A 16,065-nucleotide genomic window follows, 5' to 3' on the forward strand; every position below is an offset into this window, starting at 1 on the left:
AGCCCGCTCCCACAAGGGGCCTAAGGCGCATCCAACGGCACCGTCACGCTCAGGGTGGTGCCCTCTCCCAGTTCACTGTCCAGGGTCAACTGCCCGCCCATGATCAGCACGCGCTCGCGCATACCCACCAGGCCAAACGACGCCGGGCGCCCCGGTGCGGCGACAAAGCCTGCGCCATCATCGCTGATGGTCAGCCGCAGACTGGCGCCCTCCACCACCAGGGTCAGTTCCACAGTATGCGCCTGGGCATGGCGCATGACATTGGTCAGCGCCTCTTGCAGGATGCGGAACAGGCCAATGGCCTTGGCGTCGCTCAACGCCGGAAGGGAATCCGGCACTTGCACCAGGCAAGGGATCTGCGTGCGCGCCTCAAAGCGCCGCGCCTGCCACTCAATGGCCGATGCAATTCCGGCGTCGAGAATCGGCGGGCGCAGCGCGGTGGCCACATCGCGGACCAATTGGAACAGTTGGGCGATCAGGCGCTTCATGCTGTTCAGGCGCTCGTGCAGGCCAGGGTCCAACTGGGCGTAGGCCAACTCGCACATGGACGTTTCCAGCTTCAGTACCGTGAGCATTTGCCCCAACTCATCGTGGACTTCGCGGGCGATCCGCGCCTTCTCTTCCTCGCGCACGGTCTCCAGGTGAGCCGACAACTCGCGCAGTTGCGCCCGCGAGGCGTCCAGCTCCAATTCAATCCGTTTGCTATCACTGATGTCCCAGACGATCCCGTCCCAGACCACCGCGCCATCCTCCATGCGCCGGGTAACGGCCTTGATCTCGGCCCAGCGCTGCTCGCCCTGGCGAGTGAGGATGCGACCTTGCCACGACCAGTTGCTCTCGCTGTCGATGGCCTGGTCCTGGGTCTGGTGATAACTGGCGCGGTCATCGGGGTGTACCACGCTGCGAATTCCCACATCGCGATGGCTGAGCACGGACGGCGAATAGCCCACCAGGCGTTCGCTGCCTTCGCTGATATACGCAAAGTCGATGGCCGCGCTCGACGGCAGGCGCTCCAGGCGAAACACCAGCCCTGGCACATTGGCGGCGATGCCTTGCAGGCGCGCTTCACTTTCCTGCAGCGCAGCCAGTGCCCGGCGCCGTTCGGTGACGTCGTTGAGGTACACCACCAGGTACTCACCGCCGGCAAAGCGCAGGAAACTCAGGGATACATCCGTGGGCAACAGGCTGCCATCCGCACGCAGGCACTGAGTGGCGAAGCTCTGGGCGCCATCTTCGCTAGCGCGGGCGCGTTTCCACAGGTTCAGCCAGCGGTCCATGCTCAGGTTGGGTTCGAACTCGATCAACGGGCGCTCGATCAGCGCGCCGGGGGCGTAGCCAAGCATGGCTTCGGCGGCGACGTTGGCATAGCGCACATGGCTGTCCCAGTTGACCCAAAGGATACCGACGGTGCTTTGGTCGATGGAAAACTGGGTCAGGCGCAACGCTTCTGCGCCGGCGGCACGGGCCGCGCTTTCCTCACGGGCGGCCAGCAACTGGTGCTCCAGGGCATGTTTTTGCCGACGCTGCCATACAGCGATCGCCAGGCACGCGAGCAACAGCAGGCCCAGCAGCAGGCTGAGGTTTTGCCAGAACCCCGGTGACTCCGAGAGCCGCGGATATTTGGGTTGCAGCCAACGGGCGTGCAATTGCTCCAAATCACGGGCGGGAATGGCCCGCAGGCCGCTCTCGACAATGTCCGCCAGGGGTGGCCAGTCACGCCGCGTGGCCACCCGCAGCAATTGCGGCAGGCCAATATCACCGACCACTGCCAGGGTGGCGAATTCGGGCTCGACCGACAACCGACTCAACTGCGCCTCATCGATCACCGCATAGCGCGCCTGCTGGCTGACCAACAATTGCAGGGCCTGGCGCTCCAGGGGCACGCCTTGCAGGTTCAGGTTGGGGTAATTGCTGCGCAGGTAATCGGCCACGGCACTGGGCATGCGCACGGCAACCCGTGAGTGTTCGTCGAGTTTTTCCAGGTCCACTGCGCCGCTGCCGTCACGGATACCCACGATGTGCTGGGGAACGCGCATATACGGGTCAGAAAATAGCCACAGGCGTAGGCCGGCCGGGGTTTGCAGCAGGCCAGGCGCGAGGTCGACCGCGTCCTCGCGCAAGGCGTCTTCCAACTGTTCTTGAGTGGGGAAGTTGCGCCAGGTCAGTTCGATATTCAACGCCTTGGCCAGCGCCTGCATCAGCTCGACATTGGCCCCGGACAACCGCTGCAGGCGCCGGTCGTATTGTGCGTAGGGGGCCTGCAACACCACGCCGACCCGCAGTTGCGGGTGCTGCGCCAGCCACTCGCGCTGCTGGGCATTGAGCACCGCCGGCGGTACCACGGACGCAGGCGCGGCACTCGCCATCAAGGGAAAGCACAGATAGCCGATAACCAGCAGACAGCGAAAAATCATCATTCACATCTCACATCCAACCCATTAGGCTGCCGGGATCACTTCTGGCCGGGATTCCACTATGCCCCTGCTTCACCGTTCGACACTGCCAGCATTGTGCCTGTCGCTTCTGTTTACCAGCACCTTTTGCGTACAGGCGGCTGACACCGCGCCGGCTACCGCCGAAAAGCCGCCGGAACGCCAACCTTTGCCCGAGCGCAGCCAAGAAGAAGCCAATGCCCTGGAGCGGCAACTGCCGCCCCAGGAACAGCAACAGTTACAGGCCGGCGACGAGTCGTTCCTGGCCCTGTGGAAGCCGGCCAACAGCGCTGAGCCGCAAGGTGTGGTGATTATCGTCCCCGGCGCCGGGGAAACTGCTGACTGGCCGCAAGCAATCGGGCCTTTGCGCCAGAAATTGCCGGATGCCGCCTGGAGCAGCCTGAGCCTGTCGCTGCCCGACCAGAGCCTGGACACCCTGCCACCGCGGGTCATCCAGGCCCCCAACGCGGCCGTCGACACCAGCAGCAAGGATGCCAGCACCGCCGCGCCCAAGCCGATTGAACAAGCGGCCAGCGCCGAAGCCGAAGGCACCGACCCGGCCGTGGTCCCTGGCGTGGATGAGCAGGACAAGACCGACGCAACACGGATCTTCGCCCGTATCGATGCCGCCGTCGCCTATGCCCAGACCCAGAACGCCCGCAGCGTCGTGCTGTTGGGGCACGGGACCGGAGCCTGGTGGGCTGCCCGCTACCTGAGCGAAAAACAACCGGCCCAGGTGCAGAAATTTATTATGGTCGCCGCGCAGACGCCGGTGGGCCGTCAACCGGACCTGCAACAGTTGGTGCCGGCCTTGAAGTTGGCGACTGCCGATGTCTTCTACCAAGACAGCGCCCTGGCAAGCAAACTGGCGCTGGAGCGCGGCCAGGCGAGCAAGCGGCTGAAGAATGACAACTATAAGCAGGTGTCGTTGAAGACGATTCCCGGCAACAGCTCAGCGGCCCAGGAACAGTTGTACCGGCGGATTCGCGGCTGGTTGAGCCCGCAAAACAGCGCAAGCTGATCCCCTCCTTGTAGGAGCGAGCTTGCTCGCGAAAAACCGGAGGTCGCCGCGTTTAGCCAGAATAAACGCATTGAGCTTACGTTTTTCGCGAGCAAGCTCGCTCCTACAGGGGCTCAGCGGAAATTGCGCTGCTCGCGAATGATCGTGTAGGCACTATGCAGTTCCCGCGTACGTTCCGTGGCCTCGCGTACCTGCGCGGGGCTGGCGCCGCTGCCGGCAATCTTGTCCGGGTGATGGCGGCTGAGCAGCCTTCGATAAGCACGCTTGATGACCGCAGGCTCGGTCGTGGCGCTCACACCGAGGATCCGTAGCGCTTCCTGGTAGGTGCCGCCGCGGGTGGCCAGGGGTTTGCGATCCGGTTCGTAATCGTGGGCCAGGGCCTGGATCTGTTGTGGCGTCCACCCCAGCCATTTGCCCCACAGCTCGATCAGGTCGCGCTCGGCGACGCTGGCCTTGCCGTCGGCCCAGACCATGCGCCAGCAAGCACGCAGCACACCTTCCGCCGCATGGGGCTGGGACTTGAGCACGCGCAGGTAACTGCGCACGCGATCGGTCCCCGACTTGCCCCGATTGAACGCTGCAATCGCCCGGCGCTGGGCCGGCTCGGTCATGTCCAGCGAACGCATCTCCACCCGCGCCTGCTGGATATGCCCGTCCACCACCCGCCCGTTGCTCTTGGCCAGGCGGCCCAATAACACAAACAACAGCTCGTCATTGCGCAGCGCCGGCCGGCCACCCAGGCGCTCACGCAGTTGCGCCCAACTGCGCAATTGCAGGCGCCGATCCAGCGCCTGACCCAATAGCGCGCCCAACATGGCCCCCGGAATACTGGCGATGGCAAACCCAGCCCCGGCTCCGATCAGAGTCCCTGGCCACAGCATCTTACTGGCCCACGGTCAGCAGATTTTCAACCTGCGCCAGGCGCTCCAGCGTACCGACGTCAATCCAGCGTCCATCCATGTGTTCCCCCGAGACCAAGCCTTGAGCCATCGCCGTACGCAACAAGGGCGCCAGCTTGAAGGCACCGGCGCTGCAACCCGCGAACAGCTTGGGATGCAGCAGCGAAATGCCACTGAAGGTCAGGTTATCGGCATCGGGCGCTGCATCATGAAGCAAACCGTCCTTGATAAAGAAATCGCCACCACTGGGGTGATGGGGCGGATTTTCGACCATCACCAAGTGCGCGAGGCCGCTCAAGGGCTGCTTGAGGCGGGCAAAGTCATAGTCGGTCCAGATATCGCCATTGACCACCAGGAACGGCTCGTCTCCCAGCAGGGGCAAGGCCTGGAAAATCCCGCCACCGGTTTCCAGCGGCTCGCCTTCGGGCGAATACTGGATGCGCACGCCGTACTGTGCGCCATCTCCCAGGTAACTCTCGATTTGCTGGCCCAGCCAGGCATGGTTGATGACGATCTCGGTGAATCCGGCTTTCGCCAGCGCCTCCAGGTGATACTCGATCAGGCGTTTGCCGCCGGCCTGGACCAGTGGCTTGGGGGTGTGCAGGGTAAGCGGACGCATCCGCTCGCCCTTGCCGGCCGCCAGGATCATGGCCTTCATACGTGGGCCTCGGCCGGTTGGCGCAGGCTGGACAGCAACTCGCCCAATTCGGCCAGTTCCGGGCGATCAGCCAGCACCGCGTCTATATAGGCAAAGAAGCGCGGCACGTCCGCCAGGTAGCGCGGCTTGCCATCACGGTGGCAGATACGCGCGAAGATACCGATGACCTTGAGGTGACGCTGCACCCCCATCAAGTCGCTGGCACGCAGGAAGTCTTCAACATCCGCCTGTACCGGGATGCCCAACTGGCCAGCACGTTCCCAGTAACCACGCTGCCATTGGCGTACCCGCGCTTGGGGCCAACTGAGAAAGGCGTCCTTGAACAGGCAGGTAATGTCGTAGGTCACCGGGCCGTAGACCGCATCCTGGAAGTCCAGCACACCTGGGTTCGGCGCGCTGATCATCAGGTTGCGCGGCATATAGTCGCGATGCACCAAGACCTTGGGCTGGGCCAGGGCGCTATCGATCAGCAATTGGCTGACCCGCTGCCATAGCGCCACCTGCTGATCATCGAATTCAATGCCCAGGTGCCGGCGCACGTACCATTCGGGGAACAACTCCAACTCCCGGCGCAACAACGGCACGTCATAGCTAGGCAACCCGGCGTCCATCGGCAATTGCTGGAAAGCCAGCAGCGCGTCGATGGCCTCGGCAAACAATTGGTCGGCATTTTCACCGTCAATCACATCCAGGTAGGTGTTTTTGCCCAGGTCATTGAGCAAAAGAAAGCCCTGGGACAGATCTTCGGCATAAATTTGTGGAACATTTATTCCCGATTTCGCCAACATTCGCGCGATATCGACGAAAGGTTTGCAGTTTTCCTGGGGGGGTGGGGCATCCATCACGACAAATGTGCGACCTTCGCCTTCCCAACGGAAGTACCGTCTGAAACTCGCGTCGCTGCTGGCCGCAGTCAATGTAGCCGGGGGTACGGCCCCCCAACCCTGGGCATGGAAAAGCTCGGGTAACTGCTGATCAAGCCAGGCTTTGAGGTGTTGCAAACGTAGATCTTGGTCGGGCATTACAAGGGTCTCCGACGGCGCTAGCCGTCAAGCGGGTCATGCTTTATTATCACGCATCTTTTTCAGACCATCGAGAGGCGTGCGGCCCACACCGCGGGCAGATGGCACGCAGGAAGCCCGGACTAATAAGATGGCATTGAAATCCCCCGCGTTTCGTAGAAAATTTCCGTTGCTGGTAACTGGCAGTCTGCTGGCCATGCAACCTTTCGCCACCTCATTCGTGGTCGCCGCGGAACAGTATGACTGCTCAGTCTCTGCTTCGGGTGCCTGGGATTGCGCGCCGAAAACCAGCGCAGCCCCTTTGCCACCGCGTCCGGTGCATGACGGCAGCGCCGTCAGCTCGGCCAACGGCACGCCGCAAGACGAAGCTGCTGGTGCCGAAGCCGTGCCGCAGACCAAGCTGGTCACCGAATCCAAGGGCCGTGGCCTGCGCTCGCGCAGCGCCGACTACAGCCACCTGGACTGGGTCCCTCGCGAAAAACTCACCGCTGCGCAACTGGCCGAAACCGGTCCTTATTGCGCCGGTGCGTACATCGAGCCGATCCGTCCTGGCATGAACGACAAGACGGACAAGAGCGACGCGCCGACCTTCATCGGTGCCAAGGCCTCTCGTTACGAGCAGGAAACCCAAGTTGCAACCCTGGCCGGTGACGTGGTCATGCGCCAGGGCAGCATGCAGGTCGAGGCCCAAGAGGCCAGCCTGTACCAGGCCGAGAACCGCGGCGAGCTGAACGGCAACGTGCGTATGCGCGACAATGGCGCGCTGATCGTCGGCGACCACGCCCAGGTCCAACTGGACACCGGTGCGGCCCAGATCGACAACGCCGAATACGTGATGCACAAATCGCGCATCCGCGGTAACGCGCTGTACGCCAAGCGTGCCGAAAACGCGATCATCCGCCTCAAGGATGGTACGTACACCACCTGCGAGCCGGACAGCAATGCCTGGCAACTGCGTGGCAACAACATCACGTTGAACCCGGCCACCGGCTTCGGTACGGCGACCAACGCGACGTTGCGGGTCAAGAACATCCCGATCCTGTACACCCCGTACATCTACTTCCCGATTGACGATCGTCGTCAATCCGGCTTCCTGCCGCCGAGCTTCAGCTCGGGTGGGGAAAGTGGCTTTACCCTCGTGACGCCTTACTACTTCAACCTGGCGCCGAACTACGATGCCACGTTGTACCCGCGTTATATGACCAAGCGTGGTTTGTTGATGGAAGGCGAATTCCGCTACCTCACCAAGTCCAGCGAAGGTCAGGTCGGCGGTGCGTACCTGAACGACGACAACAACGAACGCAGCAAGCAGACAGACTTCGAAAAAACCCGCTGGATGCTCAACTGGCAGCACAAGGGCGGCCTGGATTCGCGCGTCATGACTGAAGTCGACTACACCGACATCAGCGACCCGTACTACTTCCAGGATCTGCAGACTGACCAGATTGGTGTTGAACGGCGTGATGCGCTTAACCAGCAGGGTGCGGTCAACTATCGTGGTGACAACTACAATGCGCGACTGAACCTGCAAGCGTACAAGTTGGCGACGATTTCCCAGATTACGCCGTATAACCGCCTGCCGCAGATCACCTTCAATGGTTCACTGCCGTATCATCCGGGCGGCCTGAACTTTGCCTATGATACTGAAGCGGTGAGGTTTGACCGGGATCTTGAGACTGGGGACTTTACCGACAAGGACGGTATACCTTCCCGGCGCCTTGACACCTACGTCACCGGCCTTACCCGGGCCAATGGTACTCGGTTGAATGTGGCGCCAAGCATGTCGCTGCCGATGACTTCGAGCTACGGTTTCATCACGCCAAAGCTCAAATATGCCTACACCAAGTACGATCTTGACCTCGACAACACCGGCAAGTCGCAACTACCGACGGGCCAGAAGTTCAAGAGTTCTCAAGATCGCTCTATTCCAATCGCCAGTGTCGATAGCGGCCTGTATTTCGACCGTGCTACCCAATGGTTCGGCAAGAACTACAACCAGACCCTGGAGCCACGCCTGTTCTATCTCTATGTTCCAGAGAAAGACCAGTCCGATATCCCAGTGTTCGACACTAGCGAAACCTCGTTCAGCTACGGATCTCTGTTCCGCGACAACCGTTTCTCAGGCACTGACCGTATCGGTGACGAGAATAAACTGTCCCTGGGCGTGACCAGTCGCTGGATCGAAGAAAACGGCTTTGAGCGTCAGCGCGTTTCGGTCGGCCAGGCGCTGTACTTCAAGGACCGCGAAGTGCAACTACCGGGCATCGTGGCCGCCGACCGTGAAGACGCACAGTCAGATGTCTCGCCGATCGCCCTGGACTACGAGTTCCGCTTTAACCGTGACTGGCGCGCTACTGCCGACTACAACTGGGACACTGAGAACCACAGCCCCCGTTCCGGCAGTGCAATGTTCCACTACCAGCCGGAAGACAATCCGAACAAGGTTATCAACGTCGGCTATCGCTATCGCAATGACCAGGTGGTCTATAACCAGCTGACTGGCAAATGGCAGTTTGGCGGCGACTACGGCACTGTAGGCCAAGAGAACTACGTGAAGGATTACTACAAAATCCAACAACACGACTTCTCGATGATGTGGCCGATCATTCCACAGTGGAACCTGATCACCCGCTGGCAGTATGACTATGCACGCAACCGTACCCTGGAAGCCTTCGGTGGTTTCGAGTACGACAACTGCTGCTGGAAACTGCGCGTGATCAACCGTTATTGGGTTTCCAACGACGAATACACCCAGATCGCCCCGCTGAACGAAAAAGGCGACCACGGGCTCTTCCTCCAAATCGTCCTCAAGGGACTCGGCGGCCTGACTGGCGCCAAGGTAGAGAGCTTCCTCGACAAAGGCATCCAAGGTTATCGTGAACGTGAAGATCAAGCTTTCTGATTGTCTGCGCCCGCTGATGCTGGGCGCGCTGTTCCTGGGTACTGCGGCGGCGCACGCCGCAGTGCAACCGCTGGACAAGGTCGTGGCCATCGTCGATAACGACGTGATCATGCAGAGCCAACTCGACCAACGGGTCAAGGAAGTTCAGCAAACCATCGCCAAGCGTGGCGGTGGCGTGCCGCCGACCAGCGTCCTGGACCAGCAAGTGCTGGAACGCCTGATCGTCGAAAACCTGCAACTGCAGATTGGCGACCGCTCCGGCATCCGCATCACCGACGAAGAGCTGAACCAGGCCGTCGGCACCATTGCTCAACGCAACAACATGAGCATTGATCAGTTCCGTGCGGCCCTGGCTCGTGACGGCCTCTCCTATGAGGACGCCCGCGACCAGATCCGCCGTGAAATGATCATCAGCCGTGTGCGTCAGCGCCGTGTGGCCGAGCGCGTGCAGGTATCGGAGCAGGAAGTGAAGAACTTCCTCGCCTCGGACCTGGGCAAGATGCAGCTCTCCGAAGAACTGCACCTGGCCAATATCCTGATCCCGACGCCAGACAGCGCCAACGCCGAGCAGCTCAACGCCGCCGCGGCCAAGACCCAGGCGATCTATGACCGTCTCAAGGCCGGTGCTGACTTTGCCCAGATGGCCATTGCCCAGTCCGGCAGCGACAACGCTCTCGAAGGCGGTGATATGGGCTGGCGTAAAGCTGCGCAATTGCCACCACCGTTTGACCGTGAGCTGAGCGCCATGGAAGTGGGTGGCATCACCCAACCTGCGCGTACGCCGGGTGGTTTCATCATTCTGAAGTTGCTGGAACGTCGCGGCGGTGAGTCTTCGTTGAAGGACGAAGTGCATGTCCGTCACATCCTGGTCAAGCCAAGCGAGATTCGCACCGAGGCTCAAACCAAGGAACTGGCGCAAAAGATCTATGAGCGCATCAATGGCGGCGAAGACTTCGCCACCTTGGCCAAAAGTTTCTCGGAAGACCCGGGTTCGGCCCTCAACGGCGGCGACCTGAACTGGATCGACCCACGGGCCCTCGTACCCGAGTTCCAGCAAGTCATGACCGAGACGCCGCAAGGTGTGCTGTCCAAGCCGTTCAAGACCCAATATGGCTGGCACGTCCTGGAAGTCCTTGGCCGCCGCGCCACCGACAACACCACCCAGGCCCGTGAGCAACAAGCGCTGACCGTACTGCGTAACCGCAAGTACGACGAAGAGCTGCAAACCTGGTTGCGTCAGATCCGCGACGAAGCCTACGTGGAAAACAAGCTTCCTGGCGCCGACACAACAGGCACCGACCAGGCAGCCCAGTGAAACCCCAGCGTTTCGCGTTGACACCCGGCGAGCCGGCCGGCATAGGTCCAGACCTGTGCCTGCTGCTCGCCTCGCAAGCCCAGCCTCATCCCCTGATTGCCATTACCAGCCGCGACCTGCTCCTTGAGCGGGCCGCGCAACTGGGCGTGGCTGTCGACTTGCTGCCTGTTTCGCCGGGCAACTGGCCCGACCATCCAGCGCCCGCCAACAGCCTGTACGTGTGGGATACCCCGCTGCAGGCCCAGGTGGTCGCCGGGCATCTGGACAAGGCCAATGCGGCCTTTGTGCTGGAGACCCTGACCCGTGCCGGGCAAGGCTGCATCGACGGCGACTTCGCCGGGATGATCACGGCGCCGGTGCATAAAGGCGTGATCAACGAAGCCGGCATCGCCTTTTCCGGTCACACGGAGTTTCTTGCCGAGCTGACCCATACCGAACAAGTGGTGATGATGCTGGCAACCCGTGGCCTGCGCGTGGCACTGGTGACCACTCACCTACCCTTGCGCCAGATTGCCGATGCCATCACCCCGGAACGCCTGGAGCGCGTAACGCGCATCCTGCATGCTGACCTGCAACAGAAGTTCGGCATCGCCCAGCCACGGATCCTGGTGTGCGGCCTCAACCCCCACGCGGGTGAAGGCGGCCACCTGGGCCATGAAGAAATCGACATTATCGAACCAACACTAGAGCGCCTGCGCCAAGACGGCATGGACCTGCGTGGCCCACTGCCTGCGGACACTCTGTTTACCCCCAAATATCTGGAGCACTGCGATGCAGTGCTGGCGATGTACCATGACCAGGGGCTGCCCGTGCTGAAATACAAAGGTTTCGGCGCCGCAGTCAACGTGACCCTGGGCCTGCCGATCATCCGCACCTCCGTCGACCATGGCACCGCCCTGGACCTGGCGGGCAGCGGCAAGATCGATACCGGCAGCCTGCACGTGGCCCTGGAAACCGCCTATCAGATGGCCGAGACCCGTATATGACCGAGCATTACCAACACCGGGCGCGCAAGCGCTTCGGGCAAAACTTCCTGCACGATGCTGGCGTTATCGACCGAATCCTGCGCTCCATCCATGCCAAGCCCGAAGACCGCCTGCTGGAAATCGGCCCGGGCCAGGGCGCACTCACCCAGGGCCTGCTCAACAGTGGCGGCCAGCTGGATGTGATTGAGCTGGACAAGGACCTGGTTCCGATCCTCAACCAGCAGTTTGCCGGCAAGTCCAACTTCAAGCTGCACCAAGGCGACGCGTTGAAGTTCGACTTCAACAGCCTCAATGCCGCTCCCCACAGCCTGCGGGTGGTCGGCAACCTGCCGTACAACATCTCCACGCCGCTGATCTTTCACCTGCTGAACAACGCCGGGATCATCCGCGACATGCATTTCATGTTGCAGAAAGAAGTGGTCGAACGTCTCGCGGCTGGTCCTGGTGGCGGTGATTGGGGCCGCCTGTCGATCATGGTTCAGTACCACTGCCGGGTCGAACACCTATTCAATGTTGGCCCCGGTGCATTCAACCCGCCGCCGAAGGTCGACTCGGCGATTGTGCGCCTGGTGCCACACGCGGTGCTGCCGCATCCAGCCAAGGATCATCGCCTGCTGGAGCGAGTGGTGCGCGAAGCGTTCAACCAGCGTCGCAAGACCTTGCGCAATACGCTCAAGGCGCTGCTGAGCAACGCCGAAATCGAAGCGGCCGGTGTCGACGGCAGCCTGCGGCCTGAGCAGTTGGACCTCGCCGCGTTCGTACGCTTGGCCGACCAGCTAGCGATTCAGCCTGCACCCACTGCCGACTGACCCAGCGCCATCGCTGGCAAGCCGGCTCCTACACGGGTGGACGCCCGGTCAGACAGCATGTCTGGCCTAGTGCCCACCTCATGGCCTAGACTGATCCGCATCTGCTGTCCTCCGCTTTTGCTCTTAAGGCCTCTTGCATGTCCGATCCTCGCTATCAGATCGACGTCAGCGTCGTCACCCGCTTCCTGGCGGAACAATCGCAACCCGAACAGAACCGCTTTGCCTTTGCCTACACCGTCACGGTGAAAAACAACGGCCTAGTGCCTGCCAAGCTGCTGTCGCGCCACTGGGTAATCACCGACGGTGACGGCCATGTCGAGGAAGTACGCGGCGCCGGCGTCATCGGCCAACAGCCACTGATCGATAGCGGCGCCAGCCACACCTACAGCAGCGGTACCGTGATGACCTCCAAGGTCGGCACGATGCAAGGCAGCTACCAGATGCTGGCCAACGACGGTAAACACTTCGACGCCATCATTGCCCCCTTCCGCCTGGCGGTGCCGGGAGCCCTGCACTGATGGCAGCCTATGCTGTCGGCGACCTGCAAGGATGCCTGGAACCGCTTAAATGCCTGCTTGAACGCGTAGCCTTCGACCCAGCCAACGATCGCCTGTGGCTGGTGGGCGACCTGGTCAACCGCGGCCCGCAATCCCTGGAAACCCTGCGCTATCTGTACCGCCTGCGCGACTCGCTGGTTTGCGTGCTGGGCAACCACGACCTGCACCTACTGGCAGCTGGTAATAACATCGAGCGCCTGAAAAAGGGCGACACCCTGCGGGAAATCCTCGAGGCCCCGGATCGCGCCGAGCTGCTCGACTGGCTGCGCCGGCAAAAACTCGTCCATTACGATGAAAGCCGTAATACCGCCCTGGTGCATGCTGGCATCCCGCCGCAATGGACTCTGAAAAAAGCCCTTAAATGTGCTGCCGAAGTCGAAACCGTCCTGGCCGATGACACCTTGTTCGCCACCTATCTGGACGGCATGTACGGCAATGAGCCGGTGAAGTGGGATAACGACCTGACCGGCATCACCCGCCTGCGGGTCATTACCAACTATTTCACGCGCATGCGCTTCTGCACCGCCGAGGGCAAACTCGACCTCAAGAGCAAGGAAGGCGCCGACACCGGCCTGCCCGGCTACAAACCCTGGTTCGCCCACAAGGAACGCAAGACCCGCGACACGAAGATCATCTTCGGTCACTGGGCCGCCCTTGAAGGCCATTGCGACGAGCCCGGTGTATTCGCCCTCGACACCGGTTGCGTGTGGGGTGGCGCCATGACCTTGATGAACATCGACACTGGCGAGCGCCTGAGCTGCCAGTGCGAATCTCCCCTTCCCGTTACACAGCCCGCCGCCGCCAAGCGCTAGACGCCGCTTGCCGCCCGCCCAAGGAGCCCGCCATGAGCGAATTCAAACGTATCCCCCCCCGAACAAGCCCAGGCCCTGCGCGAAAAAGGCGCCGTGGTGGTGGATATCCGTGACCAGCCTACTTACGCCGCTGCCCACATCAGCGGGGCCAAGCATTTGGACAACGTCAATATCGCCGACTTCATCCGCGCCGCCGACCTCGACGCGCCAGTGATCGTGGCCTGCTATCACGGTAACTCCAGCCAGAGCGCCGCCGCCTATCTGGTCAGCCAGGGCTTCTCGGATGTCTACAGCCTGGACGGTGGCTTTGAGCTATGGCGTACGACGTATCCTGCGGAAATTTCCACAGGCGATTCGCAATAATTTTTTTCAAACCCCGCTACCCCGCGTGACGCTTGGGCTCGCGCCGTTTCTGACGAACGGCGCGCCCAAACTAATTAGGCATCTCGCCTTGACCTCCCGGATTCCCAACTATCATTAAGCGCAGGCCATCCAAAACAGGGGAGAGCCGGTACACCGGCGTGCGGGTCATCGGTAGCGTTTCAAGGTGTTCTGGGGGGAAATGGCCACGGCAAGCGCCACTGGCTGCCAGCATCGACTGATTGACCCGGCGTCGGCTCCACGTATCGAGCGAGGTGACGACGTCATGAGTATTTTTAGCCACTTCCAACAACGCTTCGAGTCCACACAGCAGGAAGAGCTCACGCTGCAAGAGTATCTTGAGCTGTGCAAAAAGGACCGCAGCACCTACGCGTCTGCCGCCGAGCGCCTGCTACTGGCGATTGGCGAGCCGGAGTTGGTAGACACCTCCAACAATTCGCGGCTATCGCGAATATTCTCAAACAAGGTGATCCGCCGCTACCCGGCCTTTGAAGACTTCCATGGCATGGAAGAATGCATCGACCAGATCGTCTCCTACTTCCGCCATGCCGCCCAAGGCCTGGAAGAGAAGAAACAAATCCTCTACCTGCTCGGCCCCGTGGGCGGCGGTAAATCTTCCCTGGCCGAAAAACTCAAGCAACTGATCGAAAAGGTGCCTTTCTACGCAATCAAGGGCTCCCCGGTGTTCGAGTCGCCCCTGGGCCTGTTCAACGCCACGGAAGATGGCGCGATCCTCGAGGAAGACTTCGGCATCCCACGGCGCTATCTCAATACCATCATGTCGCCCTGGGCCACCAAGCGCCTGGCCGAGTTTGGCGGCGATATCAGCCAGTTCCGGGTGGTCAAACTCTATCCGTCGATCCTCAACCAGATCGGCGTGGCCAAGACCGAGCCAGGGGATGAAAACAACCAGGACATTTCTGCGCTGGTGGGCAAGGTCGATATCCGCAAGCTGGAGGAATTCCCGCAGAACGACGCGGACGCCTATAGCTACTCGGGCGCGCTGTGCCGGGCCAACCAGGGCCTGATGGAGTTCGTGGAGATGTTCAAGGCGCCGATCAAGGTGCTGCACCCACTGCTCACCGCGACCCAGGAAGGCAACTACAACAGTACCGAAGGCCTGGGGGCGATCCCGTTCACCGGTATCCTGCTGGCCCACTCCAACGAATCGGAATGGCACACCTTCCGCAACAACAAGAACAACGAAGCCTTCATCGACCGGATCTATATCGTCAAGGTGCCGTACTGCCTGCGGGTCAGCGATGAAATCAAGATCTACGACAAGTTGCTGTTCAACAGCTCCCTGGCCAAGGCCCATTGCGCGCCCGACACCCTGAAGATGCTCGCCCAGTTCACCGTGCTGTCGCGCCTCAAGGAGCCGGAAAACTCGAATATCTACTCGAAAATGCGCGTCTACGACGGGGAGAACCTCAAGGACACCGATCCCAAGGCCAAGTCGATCCAGGAATACCGCGACACGGCGGGCGTGGATGAAGGCATGAATGGCCTATCGACCCGCTTCGCCTTCAAGATCCTGTCCAAGGTCTTCAACTTCGACCCCCATGAGATCGCCGCCAACCCGGTGCACCTGCTCTATGTACTGGAGCAGCAGATCGAACAGGAGCAATTCCAGGCCGAAACCCGCGAGCGCTACCTGCGCTTCCTCAAGGAGTACCTGGCACCGCGCTATATCGAGTTCATCGGCAAGGAAATCCAGACTGCTTACCTGGAGTCCTACAGCGAATATGGGCAGAACATCTTCGATCGCTATGTGCTTTACGCAGATTTCTGGATCCAGGACCAGGAATACCGTGACCCGGAAACCGGCGAGATCCTCAACCGCGTAGCCCTCAACGAGGAACTGGAGAAGATCGAAAAACCGGCCGGCATCAGCAATCCGAAGGATTTCCGCAACGAAATCGTCAACTTCGTACTGCGCGCCCGGGCCAACAACAACGGCAAGAACCCTACCTGGCTCAGCTACGAGAAGCTGCGGGTGGTCATCGAGAAGAAAATGTTCTCCAACACCGAGGATCTGCTGCCGGTCATCAGCTTCAACGCCAAGGCCAGCAAGGAGGACCAGCAAAAACACAACGACTTCGTCACACGAATGGTCGAGCGTGGCTACACCGACAAACAGGTACGGCTGCTTTCCGAGTGGTACCTGCGGGTTCGCAAATCGCAGTAAGGCAGCGACAGGCGCGCGCTGCCGGGCCCTAGGCCTGGCAGTTGACCGCTTGTCTCTAAGCTTCCAGCTCGCGGCTTGAAGCT

At 61.1% G+C, this 16,065-nt stretch carries 12 protein-coding genes and 1 pseudogene; 9 read left to right on the forward strand and 4 right to left on the reverse strand.

What is annotated here, in order from left to right; all coding sequences use genetic code 11:
• Positions 1-20: 20 nt before the first annotated feature.
• Positions 21-2,414: a PAS domain-containing sensor histidine kinase gene (locus JTY93_RS24300; RefSeq protein ID WP_205477967.1), complete on the reverse strand. Its 2,394-nt coding sequence runs from the start codon at positions 2,412-2,414 to the stop codon at positions 21-23.
• A gap of 61 nt (positions 2,415-2,475) precedes the next feature.
• Here JTY93_RS24300 and JTY93_RS24305 point away from each other — a divergent pair, with 61 nt between their 5' ends.
• Entirely contained in the window at positions 2,476-3,453 is a 978-nt protein-coding gene (locus tag JTY93_RS24305) for an alpha/beta hydrolase family protein (RefSeq protein WP_205477957.1), read from the forward strand.
• A gap of 113 nt (positions 3,454-3,566) precedes the next feature.
• Here the strand turns inward: JTY93_RS24305 and JTY93_RS24310 are convergent, their stop codons facing one another.
• The 3 genes from JTY93_RS24310 to JTY93_RS24320 are packed head-to-tail and all read right to left on the reverse strand — an operon-like array spanning position 3,567 to position 6,032.
• Complete coding sequence (locus JTY93_RS24310; protein WP_169997932.1) at positions 3,567-4,334, reverse strand: DnaJ domain-containing protein; 768 nt, start codon at positions 4,332-4,334, stop codon at positions 3,567-3,569.
• 1 nt (position 4,335) lies between these two features.
• On the reverse strand, positions 4,336-5,010 hold the full coding sequence (gene murU / locus JTY93_RS24315) for an N-acetylmuramate alpha-1-phosphate uridylyltransferase MurU (RefSeq protein WP_205477958.1): 675 nt from the start codon (positions 5,008-5,010) through the stop codon (positions 4,336-4,338).
• Complete coding sequence (locus JTY93_RS24320; RefSeq protein WP_205477959.1) at positions 5,007-6,032, reverse strand: aminoglycoside phosphotransferase family protein; 1,026 nt, start codon at positions 6,030-6,032, stop codon at positions 5,007-5,009. Before JTY93_RS24320 ends, murU begins: the two co-directional genes overlap by 4 nt.
• Before the next feature lie 130 nt (positions 6,033-6,162).
• Between JTY93_RS24320 and JTY93_RS24325 the strand changes: the two genes are divergently transcribed.
• The 8 genes and pseudogenes from JTY93_RS24325 to JTY93_RS24360 all read left to right on the forward strand — a co-directional run bounded on the left by JTY93_RS24325 (position 6,163) and on the right by JTY93_RS24360 (position 15,982).
• Entirely contained in the window at positions 6,163-8,934 is a 2,772-nt protein-coding gene (locus JTY93_RS24325) for an LPS-assembly protein LptD (protein ID WP_205477960.1), read from the forward strand.
• Positions 8,915-10,249, forward strand: a complete 1,335-nt coding sequence (locus JTY93_RS24330; protein WP_205477961.1) for a peptidylprolyl isomerase — start codon at positions 8,915-8,917, stop codon at positions 10,247-10,249. Before JTY93_RS24325 ends, JTY93_RS24330 begins: the two co-directional genes overlap by 20 nt.
• Positions 10,246-11,235: a 4-hydroxythreonine-4-phosphate dehydrogenase PdxA gene (pdxA, locus tag JTY93_RS24335; RefSeq protein WP_205477962.1), complete on the forward strand. Its 990-nt coding sequence runs from the start codon at positions 10,246-10,248 to the stop codon at positions 11,233-11,235. The genes JTY93_RS24330 and pdxA overlap by 4 nt, the downstream gene beginning before the upstream one ends.
• On the forward strand, positions 11,232-12,044 hold the full coding sequence (gene rsmA, locus JTY93_RS24340) for a 16S rRNA (adenine(1518)-N(6)/adenine(1519)-N(6))-dimethyltransferase RsmA (RefSeq protein WP_169997945.1): 813 nt from the start codon (positions 11,232-11,234) through the stop codon (positions 12,042-12,044). The genes pdxA and rsmA overlap by 4 nt, the downstream gene beginning before the upstream one ends.
• Positions 12,045-12,181: 137 nt before the next feature.
• Positions 12,182-12,562, forward strand: a complete 381-nt coding sequence (gene apaG / locus JTY93_RS24345) for a Co2+/Mg2+ efflux facilitator ApaG/CorD (protein WP_205477963.1) — start codon at positions 12,182-12,184, stop codon at positions 12,560-12,562.
• Positions 12,562-13,413 (forward strand): symmetrical bis(5'-nucleosyl)-tetraphosphatase, encoded by an 852-nt coding sequence (locus JTY93_RS24350; protein WP_205477964.1) that lies wholly within the window; start codon positions 12,562-12,564, stop codon positions 13,411-13,413. Before apaG ends, JTY93_RS24350 begins: the two co-directional genes overlap by 1 nt.
• 32 nt (positions 13,414-13,445) lie before the next feature.
• A pseudogene (gene glpE, locus JTY93_RS24355) lies at positions 13,446-13,776 on the forward strand (thiosulfate sulfurtransferase GlpE).
• Positions 13,777-14,059: 283 nt separating this feature from the next.
• Positions 14,060-15,982, forward strand: a complete 1,923-nt coding sequence (locus tag JTY93_RS24360; RefSeq protein WP_017739508.1) for a PrkA family serine protein kinase — start codon at positions 14,060-14,062, stop codon at positions 15,980-15,982.
• Positions 15,983-16,065: the final 83 nt, after the last annotated feature.

The organism is Pseudomonas hygromyciniae (genome assembly GCF_016925675.1).
Classification (GTDB): Bacteria; Pseudomonadota; Gammaproteobacteria; order Pseudomonadales; family Pseudomonadaceae; genus Aquipseudomonas; species Aquipseudomonas hygromyciniae.

What these genes read in the sequence shown, in the direction of transcription:
- rsmA (WP_169997945.1), top strand. Translation starts at nt 11,232, where the DNA reads ATGACCGAGCATTACCAACACCGGGCGCGCAAGCGCTTCGGGCAAAAC.
- JTY93_RS24300 (WP_205477967.1), bottom strand. Translation starts at nt 2,414, where the DNA reads ATGATTTTTCGCTGTCTGCTGGTTATCGGCTATCTGTGCTTTCCCTTG.
- JTY93_RS24320 (WP_205477959.1), bottom strand. Translation starts at nt 6,032, where the DNA reads ATGCCCGACCAAGATCTACGTTTGCAACACCTCAAAGCCTGGCTTGAT.
- JTY93_RS24360 (WP_017739508.1), top strand. Translation starts at nt 14,060, where the DNA reads ATGAGTATTTTTAGCCACTTCCAACAACGCTTCGAGTCCACACAGCAG.
- apaG (WP_205477963.1), top strand. Translation starts at nt 12,182, where the DNA reads ATGTCCGATCCTCGCTATCAGATCGACGTCAGCGTCGTCACCCGCTTC.
- JTY93_RS24305 (WP_205477957.1), top strand. Translation starts at nt 2,476, where the DNA reads ATGCCCCTGCTTCACCGTTCGACACTGCCAGCATTGTGCCTGTCGCTT.
- JTY93_RS24310 (WP_169997932.1), bottom strand. Translation starts at nt 4,334, where the DNA reads ATGCTGTGGCCAGGGACTCTGATCGGAGCCGGGGCTGGGTTTGCCATC.
- murU (WP_205477958.1), bottom strand. Translation starts at nt 5,010, where the DNA reads ATGAAGGCCATGATCCTGGCGGCCGGCAAGGGCGAGCGGATGCGTCCG.
- JTY93_RS24350 (WP_205477964.1), top strand. Translation starts at nt 12,562, where the DNA reads ATGGCAGCCTATGCTGTCGGCGACCTGCAAGGATGCCTGGAACCGCTT.
- JTY93_RS24325 (WP_205477960.1), top strand. Translation starts at nt 6,163, where the DNA reads ATGGCATTGAAATCCCCCGCGTTTCGTAGAAAATTTCCGTTGCTGGTA.